This is a genomic window from Xanthomonas sp. BRIP62418, assembly GCF_003993495.1.
GTDB classification, from domain to species: domain Bacteria; phylum Pseudomonadota; class Gammaproteobacteria; order Xanthomonadales; family Xanthomonadaceae; genus Xanthomonas; species Xanthomonas euroxanthea.
In genome coordinates this window covers 58,222-78,801 of the sequence record NZ_QEZG01000047.1, presented here as the reverse complement: position 1 = coordinate 78,801, position 20,580 = coordinate 58,222, and the positions used below count along the sequence as shown (strand labels likewise).

Here is a 20,580-nt window from a genome sequence, read left to right as displayed (position 1 = left end):
TTTAGCGCGCCCGGCACCCGGCTTCCGCGAGCCCCCGGCCGAAACCAAGCGCGGCGCCGCTCGCCCCTGCGCTGCATTGTGCGACCGGCCACCCTGTTGCCGCCGAACGCCGTGCGCAGTTCAGCGGCCCATTGCATTGAATACGTATGCACAACACCGATGTTGCGTCGCGATGCATGCTTAGCATCACCGCGCGCTGCACGCCGTGCGCGCGCTCTCCGGAACAGGGGCCGGAGGCCTTGCCGCGGGCAGCGTGATGCACACGCCGACCTGCGCCTACCACTGGAGAACCACCCAATGCGCACCACACCTGCCCACTCTCCAACCTCGGCCCTGCAGCGCGGCGCCCGCGCATTGCTCACCGCGCTGGCCTTGCTGCTGGTGACAGCCAACGTCCAGGCCGATGTCATCCTGCATGCGTTCAACTGGCCCTACGCCACCGTGGAAGCGCGCGCCAGGCAGATTGCCGATGCCGGCTATCGCAAGGTCCTGGTTGCGCCGGCGTACCGCTCCGAAGGCAGCGCCTGGTGGGCGCGCTACCAGCCGCAGGACATCCGCCTGATCGACAATCCGCTCGGCGACACCATCGCCTTCAGGCGCATGGTGCAGGCCTTGGCCAGCAACGGCGTGGAAACCTACGCCGATGTCGTGCTCAACCACATGGCCAACGAGGCGGCAACACGCTCGGACCTCAATTACCCCGGCAGCGCCGTGCTCGCGCAATATGCTGCAGATCCGGGCCGTTACGATACGTTGCGCCTGTTCGGCACCCTGCAATCGAACTTCCTGAGCGCCAGCGATTTCGGCCCGGCGCAGTGCATCACCAACTACAACGACGTCTATCAGGTGCGCACCTATCGTATCTGCGGCGGCGGCAGCGATCCGGGCCTGCCGGATCTGCTCGGCAACGACTGGGTGGTGCAACAACAGCGCGCATATCTGCAGGCACTCAAGGGCCTGGGCGTTACCGGCTTCCGGGTCGACGCGGCCAAGCATATGTCCTTCGACCACCTCAACCGCGTGTTCGATGCCGGCATCCGCTCCGGCGTGTATGTGTTCGGCGAAGTCATCACCGGCGGCGGCACCGGTAACGGCGATTACGATCAATTCCTGGCACCGTATCTGCAATCCACACCGCATGCGGCCTACGACTTCCCGCTGTTCAACGCGGTCCGCAATGCATTCGCCATTGGCGCGAGCCTGCAGCAGCTGGTGGATCCGGCATCCACCGGGCAGGCCTTGCCAGGCAATCGCGCAGTGACCTTCGCCGTCACCCACGACATCCCCAACAATGCCGGCTTCCGTTACGCCATCCTCGACCCGGTCGATGAGACGCTGGCATACGCGTATCTGATCGGCCGCAACGGTGGCATGCCGATGATCTACACCGACAACAACGAAAGCGGCGACAACCGCTGGGTCAACGCCTATCAACGCGAGGATCTGCGTCGCATGATCGGCTTCCACAACGGCATGCAGGGCACCGACATGCAGGTGCTGTCGTCCAGCGCCTGCCATATCCTGTTCCGTCGTGGCAGCCTGGGCATCGTTGGCATCAACAAGTGCGGCACTCCGGTCACCACCACGGTGGGCATGAACAACAGCGTGTTGTACTGGAATGCCGACTACACCGATGCGCTGGGCTCCGGCAGCGTGGTCCGCATCACCGGCAGCTCCCACACCTTTACGCTGCCGGCGCGTGGCGCGCGCATGTGGCGTCGCTGAGCGATCGCCACGGTCGTTGAATCGGCCGCACGCAAGTGACCGTTGACCGGGCAGGTAAGCATTCGCACACCTGTGCAGCACCGCGTCACCAGCCGCTCGATACGCGGCCTGCGCCGCAGCATGCGCGCGCAGGCTGCGTGCTTTCAGGCACCCGCATGCGGCCATGGCGGGCAGTCGTGCCGCGGCTGCCGCCTTTGTATCCAGTGGCCATCAACACAAACTTGGACAGGCGCTGAACCAAATCGACACGGAGAATCTGTTGGTGCAACGAATCCTGCTGCGCCCCGGACCTATGTGGCAGCCCGATGCACGCCGTTGTCGTCTGCAGGCAGGCGTGCCGAGTGCAGCGAAGGGCGTTGCCCGGTCATCGGACAACGTTCTCGACCGCCGAACAATCGAGCAACCGGAGCAAGCCGATGCCTCTTTACTTCGTCCGCCACGGCGAGTCGCTCGCCAACGAGCAGAACTATTTTGCCGGTGCGCAGGATTCGCCGCTGACGCCACTGGGCCGCCGACAGGCCCGGCAGGCAGCCGACTTCGTTCGACAACGCGGGCTGCGTTTCGACCAGGTGCATGTCTCGACGCTCGAACGCGCCCAGGCCACCGCGGCGATCATCCTGGAAGGCGCCCCTGATGCTCCGCAGGTGCTGTACAGCGACGCGCTGAAGGAGCGCGACTTCGGCATTTTCGCCGGCAAGAACAAGACGCTGATCAAGAAGTCGATCGGCCATGGCCTCTTCGATGCCTGTTTTCATGATGCCGATGGTGCACCGCCTGACGGCGAGCACTGGATGGACATGTACGCGCGTTGCAAGCACTACTACGACACGGTGCTGGCACCGCTGGACCGCCAGGGCAAGCAGGTGCTGGTGGTGGCGCACAAGTACATCGTCGAAGTGTTCGCATTGATCGCCTCGGGCCTGCCGCCCGCCGAGTACATCGACTTCCGCCTGCCCAATTCGCGCCCGTTGTCGTGGGAGGAGCTCAAGCGCATGACCGCGCGCAGTTCCTCAGGTCTGAACTACCTGGGCGAGCAGACCGAAATCCATTTGCTGCAATGGATGCTGATCGCCGCCGTGGCCGGCTTTGCGTTGTCGTGCGTGGGCCTCGCAGTGCCGCACGGGCTCACCTCCACCGCCATCGTGGCGCTGCTGGCGGTGAATGCGTTCTTCCTGTCGGTCCGTATCGAACCGGGTGCATTGCGCCTGACCAGAGGACCGGAGAACCTCGCATTGAGCGTGGTCAGTCTTGCACGCGCCGGGCTGGCCATGGTGCTGCTCACGCAGTCGCATAACGAGTGGGTGCATGTCCTCGGCTTGCTGCTGATCGTGCCACCAGCGCTGTCGGTGCCCACCTTCTCGCTTGCGCGCGGCGGCGATTACTTCTTTGCGGCGCGCTACACCCTGGTGCTGTCGATCGTGCTGCCGGCTGCATTGCTGTTGCTGTTCCTGGATCACCACGAGGTGCTGGGCAGTGCGCATGCACTGGAGCGCTTCTTCGTGGTGTTGCTGATCGCGCTGGCGGTGCCATCCCTGCTGGCACAGGGCTGGCGACGTGCGCGGCCGATCGCAGCCGGCAAACTGGCCACCAACTGGGGCTGGGCGGGCTCGCTGACGATGGTGCCGCTGGCCTTGCTGGTGGGGCTGCAAGCGGGTGGCAGGCCGTTGGCAGACGCCCTGGGGCATGGGGGTTGGCAGGCATGGGCCGCCTTGCTGCTGCCGTTTGCGCTGCTGCTGGCCTGCCGCCTGGGCAGCGCAGCGTATCTGTCCGCCTACCAGCGCGTGACGGGCAAGGCCGTGTCCGCGGCGATCGCCTCGGACATCCACCTGCTGCAGACCTCGCCGAACATCTTCCTGTGGCTGAGCCTGTTGCTGCCCGGCACGTTCGCACATGCACCCACGCTGGTTGCCGGCACGTTGCTGGGCTTTTTCGCCTTTGCGCTACTGGACGAGACATGGGTGGTACGGCGCTTCCGTGCGCAGATCACTCCCGCGCTGCACCAGCACGCTGCGCGCACTGCGACGCGCGCCAGGCCGCTGGATGCGAGCGGCGTGGCAGCTGGCACCGTGGCGCTGGACAGCAGGTAGGAGCGCAGGCACCAGGCACATCGCTGCATGCGCCTGGTGCCGTGTCATTGCCCGGGTCGTCGAGACCTCAGTCGGGGTGTTGCGCACAGCGCACTTCCATTCCACGCCATGCTGGAACGCGAGCGATACCGCGCCGATTTACCAGGCAAATGGCGCGGTGACCTTGCGCGCGCCGAGCATGAACGCATCGGCCACATGCACGAACGGGGTGACGTCCACCTCCGACTCGCCGGCACGCACCAACTGTACGAAACGGCGGTACAAACCGTCGTACTCGCCGGCTGCCTCCACTGGCTGCGGCTGACCATTGATGCTCAGCCTGGCACCGCCCTCGCTGAGCATGAGCAGGCCATCGGTGGTGTCCACTTCGATATCCCAGCGCTGATGGCCGGTCTGCAGGAAGTCGAATTCTGCCGTCACCGGCACACCGGCGGTATCGACAAAGCCGAGCCTGGCGTACAGCGGTGCCTGACGGTTCTCCGGTGTGTGCAGCTCCGCCTCGCGCAGCGCGAAGGGGCGCGGCAACAGATGCGTGACGATGGACAGCGCGTTGATGCCGGGATCGAACACGCCCATGCCACCCGGCTCCAGGATCCAGTCCTGGCCCGGATGCCAATGGCGGATGTCTTCCTTCCAGGTGATATGCGCGCGCAGGATCTGCTTGTCGGCCAGCCACGCCCGCGCAGGCGCCACTGCGGCGGCGCAGCGCGAATGCCAGCTGGTGAACAGGCTGCGTTGCGCGCGCTGCGCCAATGCGCGCAGGTCGTCGATCTCGGCCAGGGTGGCGGCCGGGGGTTTTTCCAGGAACACATGGCGCCCGGCAGCCAGCGCGGCCTGTGCCTGCGTATGCCGCCCCACCGGTGGCGTGCACAGCGCGACCGCTTCAATCTGCGGATGCGCCGCGAAGGCCTCTTCCAGGGTGTGATAGGCCGGCACGCCGTCGACCGTGCCATGCCGGCTCACGGTGGCCACCAGCTGCACATCGGCGCGCGCGGCGATGGTGGGCACGTGCTGGTCGCGGGCGATCTTGCCGATGCCGACAAGGGCAATGCGCAATGCGTCTGGATGCTTCATCGAAACCTTCGGGCTGATGGTGAAGTGGCGGGACCCGCGATCGCCCGTTTCAGGCGCTTGTACACGGACACTGCAGCAGCGGCGCGATGCACAAGCGCACGCAACGGCGCAGTGTACGGTCAGGCCGCGGTTCGCTGCGAGACATCGCTCCTGCTTGTTTTGCTATACCTGCGGCACCCGGCGGCCGTGCAAGGGCGGCCATTGCGGCAACAAGCGAAGCTGCAACTGCGCACCCGGCCTGCGACCGGGTTACGGCGACGATTACTACGCCGCGTTCGTCATCGATCCGGATGGGCACCACCTCGAAGCGGTGGTCGACACGCCTGCATGACCTGCCGTGGCAGCCACGTCGACTGCAGACAGCTGCCTGGATACGCATTGCGATGCGCTGGCCGGCAACATCACGCTGCGACGGTCCGCGCCACCTGCCCGACACGCACGCGCCTGTCAGGCAGGCCGCCGCATGCACTCACATCTCCAGCACGACCTTGCCCAGGTGGCTGCCCTGCTCCAGATAGCGGTGCGCTGCAGCGGCTTCGCTGAGCGGGAAGCGCTTGTCGAGCAGCACGCGCAGCTTGCCCTGCGCGATCCACGGCCACACCACGCGCTCCACTTCCGCAGCCAGGCGCGCCTTCTCGTCGGCACTGCGCGGGCGCAGCGTCGAGCCGGTGAGGATGGCCTGCTTGCGCATCAGTAACGGAATCGGTACCTCGATGGTCGAGCCGGCCTGCGAGGCGATGTAGACGATACGTCCGCGCGGATTGAGCGCCTCCAGGGTGTCGGCGAATACTGCAGCGCCCACCATGTCCAGCGACACATCCACCCCGCCGTGCGCCTTGGCCACGGTGACAAAGGATTCGGTGGTGGAGTCGATCGCCACATCGGCGCCCAGCTCGCGTGCCTGCGCCGCCTTGCCCGCCGAACGCGCGGTGGCCAGCACATGCGCACCGGCGGCCTTTGCCATCTGGATCGCCGTCACCCCGATCCCGGAGGTGGCGCCGTGCAGCAGCAGCCATTCTCCGGCGGCAAGCCGGCCATGCTCGAACAGGTTGGCGTACGCGGTAAAGACGGTTTCCGGCAGCGCCGCGGCATGCGCCATCTCCATGCCGGCCGGAATCGGCAGCACATGCCGCGCATCGACCGCTGCGTATTGCGCGTAACCGCCACCGCCCAGCAGTGCACATACCCGATCACCCACCTTCCAGCGGCCGGCCGGCTCCACGATCTCCCCGGCGATTTCCAGCCCGAGCGTCTGCGGTGCGCCGGGCGGCGGCGGATAGTGGCCGGCACGCTGGAGCAGATCGGGACGATTGATGCCGGCCGCATGCACGCGGATCAGCACCTGCCCCGGCGCGGGGCGGGGACGCGGCTGCTCGTCGGGGTAGAGCGCATCCGCATCGCCCTTGCCATCGCGGATGGCGATTGCGGTCATCGTGGTATCGCTCATGCGCAGCACTCCGTAGAAAGTGCGCCCAGTGTAGGGATCCCTGCGTCAAGGCATGGCGCACGCCCGGTCGCCACACCTCACCCACGCACGGCGTGACCCCACTCTCAACCAACGCGGGGCGAGCGACTACACGATGGCCGGCGCACGCGTTGAAGCGGTGCTGCAACGGACGCACGCCACCGCACTGATGCCAGTCCAGGCGCACCACTATGCGGCGATCGCCCGCAGGCCCGCAGACCGGGCCGTCATTCCGTTGCCGGCAAGCGCATCGCAAGACCACACCGCATCAGCACGCGCGCCTGCATTGCAGACGCACGTGGCAACGCATCACTCCGCGCTGGGCGCGGCGTCCTGGTCGATGTACTGGCGAATCGCCTCGAACACCTTGGAGGTGCCGTCATCCTGATCCGACGGCAGGCGGGCGGCGAAGTCCCTCAGCAACTTGTCGCCATCCACGCCGGGTTGCTCGGCCAGGGCAAGTGCCAGATCACCGACGCTGCGTGCCAACGCAACCCAGATGCGGCCCAGCGATTCGGCGATGACATCCATTTCCTGCTCTTGCATGTCGCGCTCCGATCAAGTGGCCTGGGGACTGGAGCTTACCGTGTACGCCGCACCCCGAGACTGGCGCCCGAAGCGGCCCCAACCCTGTCGCACATTGCGCAGGCATGCACGAGTTCCCCCGAGGCAGCCGCATCCAGGACACCCACAACCAAATATGCATTCATCGCGATGAAGCGATATTATGCCAGCACGATCCGCCGGACCCGCCGCGATGACGCCTCTCAGTTTCGAGTTCTACCCGCCCAAGACCGACGACCAGCGCGCACAGCTGGACCGCACGGCGGCCAGGTTGAAGGGCTACGCGCCGGAGTACGTCTCCTGCACCTTCGGCGCCGGCGGCTCCACGCTCAGCTACACCTCCGAGACGGTGCGCCACCTCAAGCAGAAGCACGGTTTCGAGGCCGCCCCGCACCTGTCCTGCGTCGGCGGCAGCCGCCAGGAGATCCGCGAGCTGCTCAAGCTGTATCGCGCGATCGGCTGCACCCGCATCGTCGCCCTGCGCGGCGACCTGCCCTCGGGCATGGGCCATCCGGGCGACCTGCGCTATGCCTCAGACCTGATCGCCTTCATCCGCGCCGAGCATGGCGATGCGTTCCGGATCGAGGTCGGTGCGTATCCGGAAACCCATCCGCAGGCGACCGACGCACTGAGCGATCTGCGTTACTTCAAGGCCAAGGTGGATGCCGGCGCCGATGCCGCAATCACCCAGTATTTCTACAACGCCGATGCGTACTTTCATTTCCGCGACGCGGTGCAGCGCATGGGCGTGGAGATCCCGATCATCCCCGGCATCATGCCGATCTCCAATTTCTCGCAGCTGCGGCGTTTTTCCGAGCAATGCGGCGCGGAAATTCCGCGCTGGATCGGCAAGAAGATGCAGTCCTTCGGCGACGATGCCGAGGCGGTGCGCGCCTTCGGTGCGGAAGTGGTGGCCACCGTCTGCGAGCGCCTGATCGCCGGTGGCGCGCCTGCGCTGCACTTCTACACGCTCAACCTGGCCAAGCCGACCACGCAGGTGCTGCAGCTGCTCGGGCGCTGAGCCACGCCAGCGATGCCATGCCGTTGCTGGCTGTCTGTGCGGGCACGACACCGGCAGACGCGCGTGATGCGCAAGCGCCGTACAGGCTACCGCGGTCTCGGCGCGTTGCGCGCCGGCTCACGCACGGCCCGTTACGCTGCGTCGATGCCCCGCCTCCTGCTGCCGTTGCTGCTGCTGTCCTGCCTTTGCCCGGCCATGCGCGGGCAGGCGCAGGAGATCCGCCGCTGCGTGACAGCGGACGGGCAGACCATGTTCACCGACCGCCGCTGCGAAGATGTCGGCGCCGCGGCGCGCCCGCCGCCGGCCACGCGCACGCAGGGCACTACCGGCCTGTCTGGCTACGGCTGCCCGCGCCGGCTGAGCGAACTGGTGTCGTTGCTGCAACTGGCGGTGGACAGCCGCGACGTCAACCGACTCTCCAGCCTGTACCTGTGGAGCGGCCAGTCCGACGCGGCCGCCAGCCAGGTACTGAGCCGGCTGGAAGCCATCGTGCAACGTCCGTTGCTGGATATCGTCCCGATGTACCCGCAACGCGATCCGCCGACCTGGCAAGCCGATGCGAACACGTCGGCGGCGGCTCCATCACTGGACGGCAGTGCGACCGACACCCCACTCCCGGCACCCCCGGGCCGCCCACGCCCCTGGGGCCTGCGCCTGGAGCAGAATCTCGCCAGCGGCACACCCGCGCGCAGCGTATTGCGGCTGCGTCGGCAGTACAACTGCTTCTGGGTGACGTTCTAGCGCAACGCCCGTCTTGACGGACGCCGGCGGATTGCAGTGGCGAAGTACCTGCGTCGGTAGAGCGTATCGGCTCCGAGAGTCCGTTGGACCCCATGCCTCAGGAGGTGAGGCCCGCAGGCTACGCGGCGAGCCGGTCCATGATCTGCCTAGCCGCCTGCTGCGGATTCAGCGCGGCGCTGTCGATCATCCAATGCGGCTCGGTCCACGCCACGTAGTCATGCGCGAGCACGGAGGACCAATCCGGCATGCGCAATCCGGGCACCTCGCTCTGCCGCGATTCCACGCGCTGCCGATGCATCTTGCGATCGCTGCACACTACTTCGATCTCCAACAGGCGGCTGCGTGTGCGGCGCGCCACATCACGCCACGCCTCACGGGTGACCGGCAGTGGGTTCACGCAATCGGCGACCACCACGTGACCCTGGTGCAGATTGGCCGCGGCAAGCGCATAGGCGGTCATGTAGCCGGCTGGTCCGACGTCGTTGGCGAGTGCACCACTTTCGCGCAGTGACTGCTCGATCGTATCGATACGCAAATAAAACGCAGTGCAGTGCGTCAGCAGCGCCTGAGCAATGGAACTCTTGCCGACACCGGGCAATCCGCCCAACACCACCAAGGTCGCTGACGGCGCAGTCACTGCGGCCACAGCGCGCGAATCGCCGCGATGCCCTGCGCGCCATGCGCACGTGCCGCGCGCAGGTCGTCGACCTGCATGCCCCCGAGTGCGTAGATCGGCAAGGAGACCTGCTCGCGCAAGCGTTCGAACCCCTCCCATCCCAGGGGTGTCGCACCCGGATGCGATGCGGTCGCCTGCACCGGCCCCAGCACCGCGAAATCGCAGCCCAGACGCTGGGCGTGGCGCAGATCCTCCAACCCATGACACGAGGCGGCAACCGGCTGTTCGGCCGGCAACGGGCGCTCCTGCAGGCTGGCCAACTGCTCCGCGCCCAGGTGCACGCCGATGCCGAGTTCGCCGGCCAGTGCGATGTCGCGGTTGAGCAGCAGCTGCGCGCGTGTACGGCCGCGCAGGCGCAGCACCTGTTGCAGCAAGGCCTGCCAGCGTGCCGGTTCGGCCTGCCGCGCACGTAGCTGGATGCGCGTGATGCCGTCCTGCAGCGCACGCTCCAGGCCTTCCAGCCACAACGCGTCATCGTCCGGCTCGGGCGTGATCAGATAGCGGTCGGGCTGGCGCAGCACGCCGACCACCGGCACGTCGGCCGGCGGCATCGAATACCGGGTCAGCTTGTCCGCGGCCACCCAGGTCATTGCCTGGCCTTCGCGGCCGCGCGGGCTGCCCTTCCAGGCGGTGATGTGGCGCACTTCCAGGCGCAGCCGCTTGTCCGGGTACAGCTGCGGCACGTCCATCAACCACTCGCCGACCTGCGCCTCGATACCGAGCTCTTCGTTGAGTTCGCGCACCAGGGCCTGTTCGGAGGTTTCGCCGGGTTCGCGCTTGCCGCCCGGAAATTCCCACAGGCCGGGCATGTCGCGGGTTTCGGTGCGGCGGGTCAGCAGGATGCGGCCGCGGGCGTCGGTGATCACGCCGGCAACGACGTGGATGGATCTCAGGGAATCGGGCATGGGCACAAGAGTGCCGCGAGTGAGCGGTTCAGCGCAATCGCTTGGCGGCGGGGATTGGGGATTGGGGATTCGAGATTGGTCAAAGCGCAGCACGTGTGCTTCTGCCAATCCCGAATCCCGAATCTCCAATCCCGGCCTACAGCGGATGCCCGATGCGCCAGAGCACTCCGCTGGGATCGTGCAGGGTGAAATCGCGTGCGCCCCATGGACGGTCTTCCGGCACGCTGCAGGTCACTGCGAACTGCGCGTCCAGGCCGGTATCGTGCACGTGCTGCCACCAGCTGTCGGCATCGTCCACCCACAGGTGCAGCATCAGGTTCTCGGCCAGCTCGCGCAGGTAGAAATCCTGCAGCAGGAATGCGCAATGCGTGCCATGCCGGAAGCAGGTCACGTTGCCCACCTCGTCCTCCTGCACGAAGCCCAGCGCGCGATAGAACCGCTGCGACAGCGCGTAGTCGCGCGCAGGCACGAACACCTTCAGTTGCTGGCTCGACAGCTGCGACATGACGCACTCCCCCGCAGGACGTGGATCGAGCATACGCCCCGCAGTGTCGCAGGCGGAAAAGCCTGCGTGCAGCAGGCATGGTTGCCACCGGCGCGCGATGGACAAGCGTGGGGCGAACCGCGCCAAGCCCAGGCTCACCAAGACAGCGCCCATCGAGCTGGTCGAACGCTCCTGGCGTCTATGCCACGGGTTGCAGACCGTGCCTGGCAACCACGCAAGCCAAGCCGTTGGCAGGGACTAGGCGGAGAGTTGGAAAAAGCGTGAGATTCAGTGGGGTCATTGCACCCCGCCACCCACATTCCACGCCTGAGTATCAGCAGCTCCAACGAATCCCTCCGTCAGCAGAGCCCCCTTGGTAAGGGGGCGCGCCAAAGGCGCGGGGATCGGAAGCAAGGACCGTGCACCAGGCGTCCGCGACGCGGACGCCTGGTGTGCAGCCCGCCAGGCGGGCTGCGCCACGGTCAACTCAGCTCAGCTGAGTTGACCGTGGCAGTGCTTGTACTTCTTGCCACTGCCGCAGGGGCATGGATCGTTACGGCCCACCTTGGGCTCGTCGCGGGTCACCTGCGACACCGGCACCGGGGCGTTGCCGCCCTGCATCTGTTCCACTTCCTCGTCGGCACCGTAGCCGCCGGCGTCCTGATGCTGGAACTGCGAGGCCATCAGCCGCGCCTGCGCCTGCAGGCGTTCCTGCTCTTCCAGCTCGGCCACTTCCTCCTCGCTGCGGATGCGCACGCGCGCCAGCAGGTTGATCACTTCGCGCTTGACGTTCTCCAGCATCTCGGAGAACAACTCGAAGGCTTCCTTCTTGTATTCCTGCTTGGGCTGCTTCTGCGCATACCCGCGCAGATAGATGCCCTGGCGCAGGTAATCCATCTTGGCCAGATGCTCCTTCCAGCCCTGGTCCAGCACGGTCAGCATCACGTGCTTCTCCAAGGCGCGCATGGTGTCGCTGCCCACCGCCACTTCCTTCTCGGCAAAGTGCGCATCCACCGCCGCCTGCACCTTGGCCGCAATCTGCTCGGCGTCCAGTTCTTCCTGCGTGCGTGCCATCTCGCTCAACGCCAGCGGCATGCCCAGCTCCGATTCCAGCGTGGCTTCCAGCCCCTTCAGGTCCCACTGCTCGTCGACCGAATTGGGCGGCACGAAGCGCGCGACCAGGTCGTAGATCACATCGCCACGGATGCCGTCGACGTTGTCCTTGACCGATTCGGCATCCAGCAATTCATCGCGCTGGGCGTAGATCACCTTGCGCTGATCGTTGTTGACGTCGTCGAAATCCAGCAGGTTCTTGCGGATGTCGAAGTTGTGCGCCTCCACCTTGCGCTGGGCCTTTTCGATCTGCCGGCTGACCAGGCGGTCTTCGATGACGTCGTCTTCCTTCATGCCCATCATGCGCATCGCCTTCTGGACCCAGTCCGAGGCGAAGATGCGCATCAGGTTGTCTTCCAGCGACAGGTAGAAGCGCGAGGAACCCGGGTCGCCCTGACGACCGGCACGGCCGCGCAGCTGGTTGTCGATACGCCGCGACTCGTGCCGCTCGGTACCGATGATGTGCAGGCCGCCGGCCGCCTTGACCGCGTCGTGACGACGCTGCCATTCGGCCTTGGCCGCAAGGCGCTGCTCGTCGCTGATGTCCTCGCCCATGGCATGCAGTTCGGTTTCCAGCGAACCGCCCAGCACGATGTCGGTACCGCGACCGGCCATGTTGGTGGCAATGGTCACCGCGCCCGGCTGGCCGGCGTTGGCCACGATGGTGGCTTCGCGCTCGTGCTGCTTGGCGTTGAGCACTTCGTGCTTGACCCCGGCCTTGCGCAGGTGCTCGGACAGCATCTCCGAGGTCTCGATCGAGGTGGTACCCACCAGCACCGGCTGGCCACGCTTGGCGCAGTCTTCGATATCGGCCAGCACCGCGTTGAACTTGCCCTTGCGGTTGAGGAACACCTGGTCCGGATGGTCCTTGCGCACGGTCGGGCGGTTGGTCGGGATCACCACCACTTCCAGGCCGTAGATGCTCTGGAATTCATAGGCTTCGGTGTCGGCCGTACCGGTCATGCCGGACAGCTTCTTGTACATGCGGAACAGGTTCTGGAAGGTGATGCTGGCCAGCGTCTGGTTCTCGCGCTGCACCGGCACGCCTTCCTTGGCCTCGACCGCCTGATGCAGGCCGTCGGACCAGCGACGCCCGGACAGGGTGCGGCCGGTGAATTCGTCGACGATGACCACTTCGCCATCGCGCACGATGTAGTCCACGTCGCGCTGGTAGATCGCATGCGCGCGCAGCGCGGCATTGAGGTGATGCACCACGCTCAGGTTCTGCGCGGCATACAGGCCGTCCTCGGCATTCTCGAGAATGCCGGCCTGCATCAGCAATTCTTCGGCGTGGCCCATGCCTGCCTCGGACAGATGCACCTGCTTGCCCTTCTCGTCGATCCAGTAATCGCCCTCGCCCTCTTCGCTTTCCTGCCGGGTCAGCTGCGGCACGATGCGGTTGACGCGGATGTACAGCTCCGGCGATTCGTCGGCCGGCCCGGAGATGATCAGCGGGGTGCGCGCCTCATCGATCAGGATCGAGTCGACTTCGTCGACGATCGCGTAATGCAGGTTGCGCTGGTAGCGGTCGGCCCTGGACAGCGCCATGTTGTCGCGCAGGTAATCGAAGCCGAACTCGTTGTTGGTGCCGTAGGTGATGTCGCTGCCATAGGCCTCGCGCTTGTCGCTGTGCGGCATGCCCGGATACACCACGCCCACGCTCAGGCCCAGCCAGTTGTACAACTTGCCCATCTGCGCGGCGTCGCGTCGGGCCAGGTAGTCATTGACCGTGACCACATGCACGCCCTCGCCCTGCAGCGCGTTGAGGTACACCGGCAGCGTGGCCACCAGGGTCTTGCCTTCACCGGTGCGCATCTCGGCGATCTTGCCCAGGTGCAGCACCATGCCGCCGATCAGCTGCACGTCGTAATGGCGCATGCCGAGCACGCGGCGGCTGGCCTCGCGGCACACCGCAAAGGCTTCGGGAAGAATCTTGTCCAGGGACTCGCCGGCGGCAAGTCGCTGCTTGAACTCCGGGGTCTTGGCTTGCAGCTCGGCGTCGGAGAGCTTCTCGATCGTCGGCTCCAGCGCATTGATCTGGGTGACGAGGCGGTTGAGCTGGCGCAGCTGGCGTTCGTTACGACTGCCAAAGACACGGGTAAGCAGACTGTTGATCATTGAAGAAACCGGTTGAAAAGGAACGGTTTGACCGACGCCGGTCCCCAAGACCCGGCCGCCGTAAACGAAACAGGGCGCACTGCGCCCTGTCGATGGCAACACCCTATTGTAGCTTGGGGCGGGCCTTCACGAATCAAGCACCACCCGCGCCGTCGTCAACCGCGCCCGCGGCGGCCCACCGGCGTATTGGTATCGCCGAGGAACTTGCGCGGATTGACCACCCGCCCGTCCGCCCACACTTCGAAATGCACGTGCGCGCCGGTGGAGCGGCCACTGGATCCGGCCCTGGCCACCTGCTGGCCGGCGCGGACCAGATCGCCCACCTTCACCACCAGGCGCGAGTTGTGTGCATAGCGGGTCACGTAGCCGTTGCCGTGGTCCACTTCCACCACGTTGCCGTAGCCGCCGCGCACGCCGGCGTAGCTGACCACGCCATCGGCGACCGACATCACCGGGTCGCCCACGTTGGCGTGGAAGTCCACCCCCTTGTGGAAGGCCGAGCCGCCGTCGAACGGATCGGCGCGACCGCCGAAGCCGGAGGTGATGTAGGTGTTGCGGATCGGCATCCGCGAGGGCACCGAATTCTGTTCGAGCTGATGATCGAACATCAGCGTGGCCAGCACGTTCAGTTGCTGGCCGGAGGCGGAGAACTGCTGTTCGACCTGCACTAGCGTCTGCTTGAGCGATTCGACCGGCATGTCGCTGACCGGCTCATCGCCGCCACCGACGCCGACCGGCGCGTCGAAGTCGAACTCGCCGTCCTTCAGCTTGCCCATTTCGGTCAGCCGCTCGCCCAATGCATTGAGACGGGTGGCCTGCGCCTGCAGCTCGCCCATGCGCGCGGCCAGTGCGTTGACCTGCGCCTGCGAGGCGCGCTGCGCCTGGGCCAGCTCGGCCTGCTGCCGGGCAACCTTGGCCTGCAACGCGGAATTGGTCACCATGCCGGTGGCGGTGCTGGCACCGATGCCGATCAACATGCCCAGCCCAAGCACGGCACCGAGGACTACCATCGGTCGATCCGCAGCGAAGCCCTGGAACTGCCGGGCCAACCGTTGCGCCCGGGTTTCGCGAGATTTGATTACAACTTTCTTCAACGCCATATGAGTGTCATGTCCAAGCCCAAGTCCAACGCACGCAACCCTTCCGTCCCACAACCTGCCATCGAGGCCGCGTTGGGTGAAAAGGCTGGCGACCCCTTGCGCCGCGCCTTGTGGCTCGATGCGCTGGACCGGCAGTTGCGCCCCCTGTTACCGCCTCATCTGGCCACCCGTTGCCGGCTGGCCAATGTCAGAGACGAACAGCTGGTTTTTCTGGTTGATTCACCTGTCTGGCATGCCAAGTTGCGACTTGCCGAGACCCAATTACTGGATGCCGCCCGATCCATCGGACTGAAGGCCACCGCAGTGACCATCAAGACCACCACCACCCCGCTGCATTCCCCAACGCAGCAGAATCGCGAGCGTCCACGTCCTGTGTCGGAGGCCACGCACCGAGGTCTGCGCGATGCGCTGGCTTCCCTGCAGGACGTTCCACCCACCAAACGGTGAGTCGGTGCCGCCTGTTACGCGACGGCCATCGCGGCGTGAAAGAGTTGCGAAGGCCGCGCACGACCCGACGCATCCTAGCGGGCCTGGGCCGCGCAGGAGTTAGAGAAGTCTTAAATAAAAGTTAAGAACGGGCCGTAAATCCGACGCAGTTCACACTTCGAACGCCGATTACGGCATTCCCCGACATCAGGCGTAGACGGGGCTGGCGTAGGTGACCGGTGGCTGCACGCTGCCCTCGGGGAAGCTGACCCATTCCCAGGCGGCCTGATCCGCCAGCAGCGCGCGCACCAGCTTGTTGTTGAGCGCGTGGCCGGATTTGAAGCCTTCGTAGGCGCCCAGGATGGCGCCGCCGGCCAGATACAGGTCGCCGATCGCGTCCAGGATCTTGTGCCGCACGAATTCGTTGGTGTAGCGCAGGCCGTCCTCGTTGAGCACGCGGAACTCGTCCAGCACGATGGCATTGTCCATCGACCCGCCCAGGCCCAGATTGCGCTCGCGCATGTACTCGAGATCACGCATGAAACCGAAGGTCCGGGCGCGCGAGATTTCCTTGACGTAGGCCGAGGTGGAGAACTCGATTTCCTGGCGCGACTGCTTGGCCGGGATCATCGGGTGATTGAATTCGATGGTGAAGCCGAGTTTGTAGCCTTCGTACGGCTCGAAGCGCGCGACCTTGTCGCCCTCGCGCACTTCCACCGTCTGCTTGATGCGGATGAAGCGCTTGGCCTTGTTCTGCTCGACGATGCCTGCCGATTGCAGCAGGAACACGAACGGGCCGGACGAACCGTCCATGATCGGCAACTCGGCCGAGGACAGTTCGACGATGACGTTGTCCACACCCAGGCCGGCCAGCGCCGACATCAGGTGCTCGACAGTCTGGATCTTGGCGCCATTGCAGGTCAGGCCGGTGCACAGCGTGGTCTCGGTGACCAGTTCGGCATCGGCAGGAACTTCGACGATCGGCTCCAGGTCCACACGCCGGAACACCACGCCATGATCGACCGGGGCCGGTCGCAGCGTCATGTACACCTTGTCGCCACTGTGCAGGCCGACGCCGGTGGCGCGAATGGTGTTCTTGAGAGTGCGTTGCTGGGTCATATGCGAAGTCTGGATGAACAATGCAGACAGACGCTGAACCGGCTGTCTAATCCGTAGAGATTATCCGAATTTTAACAAGTCGCGCGTGACGGGAACTGTAATTCCCGGGTCACGCAACTGCAAAAGCTGCCGGATCGTGGCCGATCCGGCAGAAAGGACATGGCACAGCATCCCCGGGGCGAACCCCGGGCGGGACGGACCGCGCCGCCGTAGCGACGCGGCCGACGCTCCTCAGTCGGCCTGGCGGCGCAGGAACGCCGGGATATCCAGGTAGTCGTTGGGCAGGTCTGCAGCCGGCGCAGCGGAACCGCCGCCGTTGTTGCTACCGCTGCTGCTGCCGACCGAGTCGCTGCTCGGACGACGCAGGCCCAGGCCCATGCTGCCGCCGACGGCCTTGGACACCGCATCGCCGCCGCTGGTGTCGAAATCGCCGAACTCCGGCTGGCCGGTGGTGGCGTTGCGTACCAGCTTGATCGGCGCGCGCTGGTCCGGACGCTGGGTCTGGCGGGCAACCGCACGGTTCAGGCCAGTGGCCACCACGGTGACGCGCACTTCGTCCTGCATGTCCGGGTCAAGCACGGTGCCGACGACCACGGTCGCATCTTCCGAGGCGAACGCCTCGATGGTGCGGCCGATCTCGTCGAACTCGGACATGGTGAAGTCCGGGCCGGCGGTGATGTTGACCAGGATGCCGTTGGCACCGGCCAGGTTGACGTCGTCCAGCAGCGGGTTCTGGATGGCGGCTTCGGCAGCGGCCTGCGCGCGATCGTCGCCGCGTGCCGAACCGGTACCCATCATGGCCAGGCCCATTTCCGACATCACGGTACGCACGTCGGCGAAGTCGACGTTGATCAGGCCCGGACGCACGATCAGGTCGGCGATGCCCTGCACGGCGCCCTGCAGCACGTCGTTTGCAGCGCGGAAGGCCTGGATCATGGTGGCGTTGCGGCCGAGCACGGTGATCAGCTTTTCATTGGGGATGGTGATCAGCGAGTCGCAATGCTGGCTCAGTTCCTCGATGCCCTTCAGCGCGACCTGCATGCGGCGACGGCCTTCGAACGGGAACGGCTTGGTGACCACGGCAACGGTGAGGATGCCCATTTCCTTGGCCAGCTGTGCAACGACTGGCGCCGCGCCGGTGCCGGTGCCGCCGCCCATGCCGGCGGTGATGAACACCATGTCCGCCCCCTGCAGCGCGTCCATGATGCGCTCGCGATCTTCCAGCGCGGCCTGACGGCCGACTTCCGGATTGGCGCCGGCGCCCAGGCCCTTGGTCACGTTGGTGCCGAGCTGCAGCTGCAGCTTGGCGCCGCAGTTCTTGATCGCCTGCGAGTCGGTGTTGGCGGTGATGAACTCCACGCCATCGACATTGGTGTTGACCATGTGCGCGACCGCGTTGCCGCCGCCGCCGCCCACGCCAACGACCTTGATGACCGCGTTGGGAGCCATTTTTTCAATCAGTTCGAAATGTGCCATGTCAGTGTCCTCTTGAGCCGGGATTGGGGAGTCGGGATTGGGGAGTCGCAACAGCGCTGGTCCCTGCCCCACTCCGCACCACGGCGAGTGTTGTTGTTTGAAAGTCGGGATTCGTGTGCCGGGGCCGTAGATCCGCGATGCGTTCTACGACTCACCTCACCTACTCCTCGACGCAATGCCTGCAAAAAATTTTACCGCCTACCCGCTCGCCGCTCTCTACTTATCTTCGCTGCCGCCCTGCTTTTCTTTCGCTCTTGCCAATTCCAAATCCCGAATTCCAAATCCCGGCTCCTCAGAATTCCCCGCGATACCAATTCTTCAATTTCTTGAACAAACTGCCGGCCCGTCCGGTCGGGATCGACGGGCGGCGCGGGTGTTCGATCTGGCTGCCCATCAGCAACAGGCCCACGCCGGAGGCGTGCACCGGGTTGCCGACGACTTCGCCCAGGCCGGTGACGTGCTGGGGAATGCCCACGCGCACCGGCATCTGCAACATTTCTTCGGCCAGTTCGACCACGCCTTCCATCTTCGAGGCGCCACCGGTGAGCACCATGCCGGCGCGCACCATTTCCTCGAAACCGGAGCGGCGCAATTCGGCCTGCACCATCTCGAAGATTTCCTCGTAACGGCCCTGCACCGCCTGCGCCAGCGCATGCCGCGGCATGCGGCGCGGCGGGCGATCACCCACCGACGGCACCTGGATGCTTTCCTCGGCGGTAGCCAGCTGCGCCAGCGCGCAGGCGTAGCGCACCTTGATCTGCTCGGCTTCCGGGGTCGGCGTGCGCAACATGTGCGCGATGTCGTTGGTGACGTGGTCGCCAGCGATCGGCAGCGAGGCGGTGTGGCAGATCGCGCCCTGCACGTAGACCGCCAGGTCGGTGGTGCCGGCGCCGATATCCACCAGCACCACGCCCAGTTCCCGCTCGTCGGCGGTCAATACCGCCACGCTGGAAGCCAGCGACGACAGTACCAGGTCGTCCACCTGCAGGCCGCACTTCTGCACGCACTTGGTGATGTTGGCTGCGGCCGACTGCGCGCACACCACCAGGTGCGCGTGCACCTCCAGGCGCACGCCGGTCATGCCGACCGGATTGCGGATGCCTTCCTGCGAATCGTCCAGCACGTATTCGCGCGGGATCGCATGCAGGATGCGCTGGTCGGCGGGAATGGCCACGGCCTTGGCCGCATCCAGTACGCGCTCCAGGTCGCTCCAGGTCACTTCGCCGTCGCGGATCGGCACGATGCCGGGCGAGTTCTTGCACTGCACGTGGTTGCCGGAAATCGACGCATACACCGAACGGATCTCGCAGCCGGCCATCAGCTCGGCCTCTTCGACCGCGCGCTGGATCGACTGCACGGTGGATTCGATGTCCACCACCACGCCGCGCTTGAGACCGCGCGATTCATGCGAACCGATGCCGATCACTTCGATCGGATTGCCGGGCGAGTACTCGCCGACCAGCGCGACGACCTTGGAGGTGCCGATGTCCAGTCCAACGATGAGGGATTTGTCGCCTTTGCGGTTCATGTCTTAAAGCCGGGAATAGGGAATAGCGAATGGGGAATGGTCAACAGCGGTGCACGGATGCGGGGAGAGTTCAGGACAAGCGTGTGCGGCGCAGCGGGCGACACTGGCTTTGGCTTTTTGCCCATTCCCGACTCCCCATTCTCCATTCGCCGTTCCACCGTGAAGCCGTTGGTGTAGCGCAGGTCCGCGCGGGCGATCGGGCGTTGCGGGTCGGCCAGTTGCGGCAGCACGTGGGCGAAGCGTTGCAGGCGGGCGTGGGCGTCGTCGCGGCCGATCACGATCTGCACGCCGTTGCTCAGGCCCAGCGACCAGCTGCCGCGCGCATCCATTTCCAGACGTTCCACATCCAGCCCGGTCGGCGCGAACAGCGCGCGCGACTCGTTGTAGAGCGCCACCACGTCCTGGGTCTTGCTATCCGGGCCGCCGAGCTGCGGCAGCTTGAAGTCCTTCAACAACGGCGGGGTGCGGAACAACCGGCCCTGCTCGGACAACATGCGGTCGGTGCCCCAGCGCGCGAACGGCTTGTGCTCGGTGACGCGCACTTCCAGCACGTCCGGCCAGCGCTTGCGCACCTGCGCACTTTCCACCCACGGCAGGCGCGCGATGGCGTCCTGCGCGTTCTGCAACTTCACCGCGAAAAAGCCCGCGCGCGCATACGGCAGGACCACCGCACGCAACTGCTCGGCCGGCACGCGCTTGAAATCGCCCGACACCCGCAGCCGCGCCAACGGCCAGCGCTCGGCACCGACCCAGCCATTGAGCACGGCCACCACCGGCAACGCGACCAGCGCCACCGCGAGCAACCACGCCAGGATGCGCAGGGTGGCGTTCATTGGTGTGCTCCGCACACGGGATTCGGCATTGGGGATTGGGGATTCGCAACGGCGCGCGCTGCGCTCGCGGGATTGGAGATTCGGGATTGGGGATTCGCCACAGCAACGGCAACGGCGCGCATGGC

Annotated in this window: 17 protein-coding genes and 1 pseudogene; 6 read left to right on the top strand and 12 right to left on the bottom strand. The window is 65.8% G+C overall.

Annotation, left to right across the window (positions count from 1 at the left end; translation table 11 throughout):
• The first annotated feature begins 354 nt into the window (after positions 1 to 354).
• Positions 355 to 1,725 carry an alpha-amylase family protein gene (locus tag EO174_RS17235; RefSeq protein ID WP_206515086.1) on the top strand — a complete coding sequence of 457 codons (1,371 nt, stop codon included), beginning with the start codon at positions 355 to 357 and terminating at the stop codon, positions 1,723 to 1,725.
• A 416-nt stretch (positions 1,726 to 2,141) separates the two neighbouring features.
• Positions 2,142 to 3,812, top strand: coding sequence for a histidine phosphatase family protein (locus EO174_RS23265; RefSeq protein ID WP_241240039.1), 1,671 nt, complete (start codon positions 2,142 to 2,144; stop codon positions 3,810 to 3,812).
• 138 nt (positions 3,813 to 3,950) lie between these two features.
• On the opposite strand, the gene EO174_RS17220 is transcribed toward EO174_RS23265, so the two are convergent.
• Positions 3,951 to 4,886, bottom strand: a complete 936-nt coding sequence (locus EO174_RS17220; protein ID WP_126946189.1) for a Gfo/Idh/MocA family oxidoreductase — start codon at positions 4,884 to 4,886, stop codon at positions 3,951 to 3,953.
• A 220-nt stretch (positions 4,887 to 5,106) separates the two neighbouring features.
• On the opposite strand from EO174_RS17220, the pseudogene EO174_RS23420 reads away from it, so the two are divergent.
• A pseudogene (locus tag EO174_RS23420) lies at positions 5,107 to 5,217 on the top strand (VOC family protein); the annotation flags it as partial.
• A 138-nt stretch (positions 5,218 to 5,355) separates the two neighbouring features.
• Here EO174_RS23420 and EO174_RS17215 read toward each other — a convergent pair.
• Positions 5,356 to 6,333 (bottom strand): NAD(P)H-quinone oxidoreductase, encoded by a 978-nt coding sequence (locus tag EO174_RS17215; RefSeq protein WP_115676120.1) that lies wholly within the window; start codon positions 6,331 to 6,333, stop codon positions 5,356 to 5,358.
• Positions 6,334 to 6,660: 327 nt separating this feature from the next.
• Positions 6,661 to 6,897, bottom strand: a complete 237-nt coding sequence (locus EO174_RS17210) for a hypothetical protein (protein ID WP_104606761.1) — start codon at positions 6,895 to 6,897, stop codon at positions 6,661 to 6,663.
• 211 nt (positions 6,898 to 7,108) lie between these two features.
• Here EO174_RS17210 and metF point away from each other — a divergent pair, with 211 nt between their 5' ends.
• Both metF and EO174_RS17200 read left to right on the top strand, forming a co-directional pair.
• Positions 7,109 to 7,936: a methylenetetrahydrofolate reductase [NAD(P)H] gene (metF, locus tag EO174_RS17205; RefSeq protein WP_119129630.1), complete on the top strand. Its 828-nt coding sequence runs from the start codon at positions 7,109 to 7,111 to the stop codon at positions 7,934 to 7,936.
• 144 nt (positions 7,937 to 8,080) lie between these two features.
• On the top strand, positions 8,081 to 8,677 hold the full coding sequence (locus EO174_RS17200; protein WP_104584619.1) for a hypothetical protein: 597 nt from the start codon (positions 8,081 to 8,083) through the stop codon (positions 8,675 to 8,677).
• Positions 8,678 to 8,795: 118 nt separating this feature from the next.
• Here EO174_RS17200 and EO174_RS17195 read toward each other — a convergent pair whose 3' ends face one another.
• From EO174_RS17195 to EO174_RS17175, 5 genes are all read right to left on the bottom strand, one after another.
• Complete coding sequence (locus EO174_RS17195; protein WP_119130932.1) at positions 8,796 to 9,314, bottom strand: AAA family ATPase; 519 nt, start codon at positions 9,312 to 9,314, stop codon at positions 8,796 to 8,798.
• Positions 9,311 to 10,258: a Nudix family hydrolase gene (locus EO174_RS17190; protein ID WP_119129629.1), complete on the bottom strand. Its 948-nt coding sequence runs from the start codon at positions 10,256 to 10,258 to the stop codon at positions 9,311 to 9,313. The genes EO174_RS17195 and EO174_RS17190 overlap by 4 nt, the downstream gene beginning before the upstream one ends.
• A 136-nt stretch (positions 10,259 to 10,394) precedes the next feature.
• Entirely contained in the window at positions 10,395 to 10,763 is a 369-nt protein-coding gene (locus tag EO174_RS17185; protein WP_126946183.1) for a VOC family protein, read from the bottom strand.
• Positions 10,764 to 11,234: 471 nt separating this feature from the next.
• Positions 11,235 to 13,973 carry a preprotein translocase subunit SecA gene (secA, locus tag EO174_RS17180; RefSeq protein ID WP_126946180.1) on the bottom strand — a complete coding sequence of 913 codons (2,739 nt, stop codon included), beginning with the start codon at positions 13,971 to 13,973 and terminating at the stop codon, positions 11,235 to 11,237.
• A gap of 155 nt (positions 13,974 to 14,128) precedes the next feature.
• On the bottom strand, positions 14,129 to 15,073 hold the full coding sequence (locus EO174_RS17175) for a M23 family metallopeptidase (protein ID WP_126946177.1): 945 nt from the start codon (positions 15,071 to 15,073) through the stop codon (positions 14,129 to 14,131).
• Between EO174_RS17175 and EO174_RS17170 the strand changes: the two genes are divergently transcribed.
• A complete protein-coding gene (locus EO174_RS17170; protein ID WP_104543326.1) occupies positions 15,074 to 15,520 on the top strand; it encodes a DUF721 domain-containing protein in 447 nt (148 codons plus the stop codon). It abuts the gene before it with no gap.
• A 186-nt stretch (positions 15,521 to 15,706) separates the two neighbouring features.
• Here EO174_RS17170 and lpxC read toward each other — a convergent pair whose 3' ends face one another.
• The 4 genes from lpxC to EO174_RS17150 all read right to left on the bottom strand — a co-directional run bounded on the left by lpxC (position 15,707) and on the right by EO174_RS17150 (position 20,455).
• Positions 15,707 to 16,618: a UDP-3-O-acyl-N-acetylglucosamine deacetylase gene (gene lpxC, locus EO174_RS17165; RefSeq protein ID WP_104584571.1), complete on the bottom strand. Its 912-nt coding sequence runs from the start codon at positions 16,616 to 16,618 to the stop codon at positions 15,707 to 15,709.
• A gap of 231 nt (positions 16,619 to 16,849) precedes the next feature.
• The gene (ftsZ, locus tag EO174_RS17160; RefSeq protein ID WP_115045533.1) at positions 16,850 to 18,094 is read right to left on the bottom strand and encodes a cell division protein FtsZ; all 1,245 of its coding nucleotides are present in this window, start codon (positions 18,092 to 18,094) and stop codon (positions 16,850 to 16,852) included.
• A gap of 292 nt (positions 18,095 to 18,386) precedes the next feature.
• Entirely contained in the window at positions 18,387 to 19,622 is a 1,236-nt protein-coding gene (gene ftsA, locus EO174_RS17155; protein ID WP_003485272.1) for a cell division protein FtsA, read from the bottom strand.
• Positions 19,619 to 20,455: a cell division protein FtsQ/DivIB gene (locus EO174_RS17150; protein ID WP_126946174.1), complete on the bottom strand. Its 837-nt coding sequence runs from the start codon at positions 20,453 to 20,455 to the stop codon at positions 19,619 to 19,621. Before EO174_RS17150 ends, ftsA begins: the two co-directional genes overlap by 4 nt.
• Positions 20,456 to 20,580: the final 125 nt, after the last annotated feature.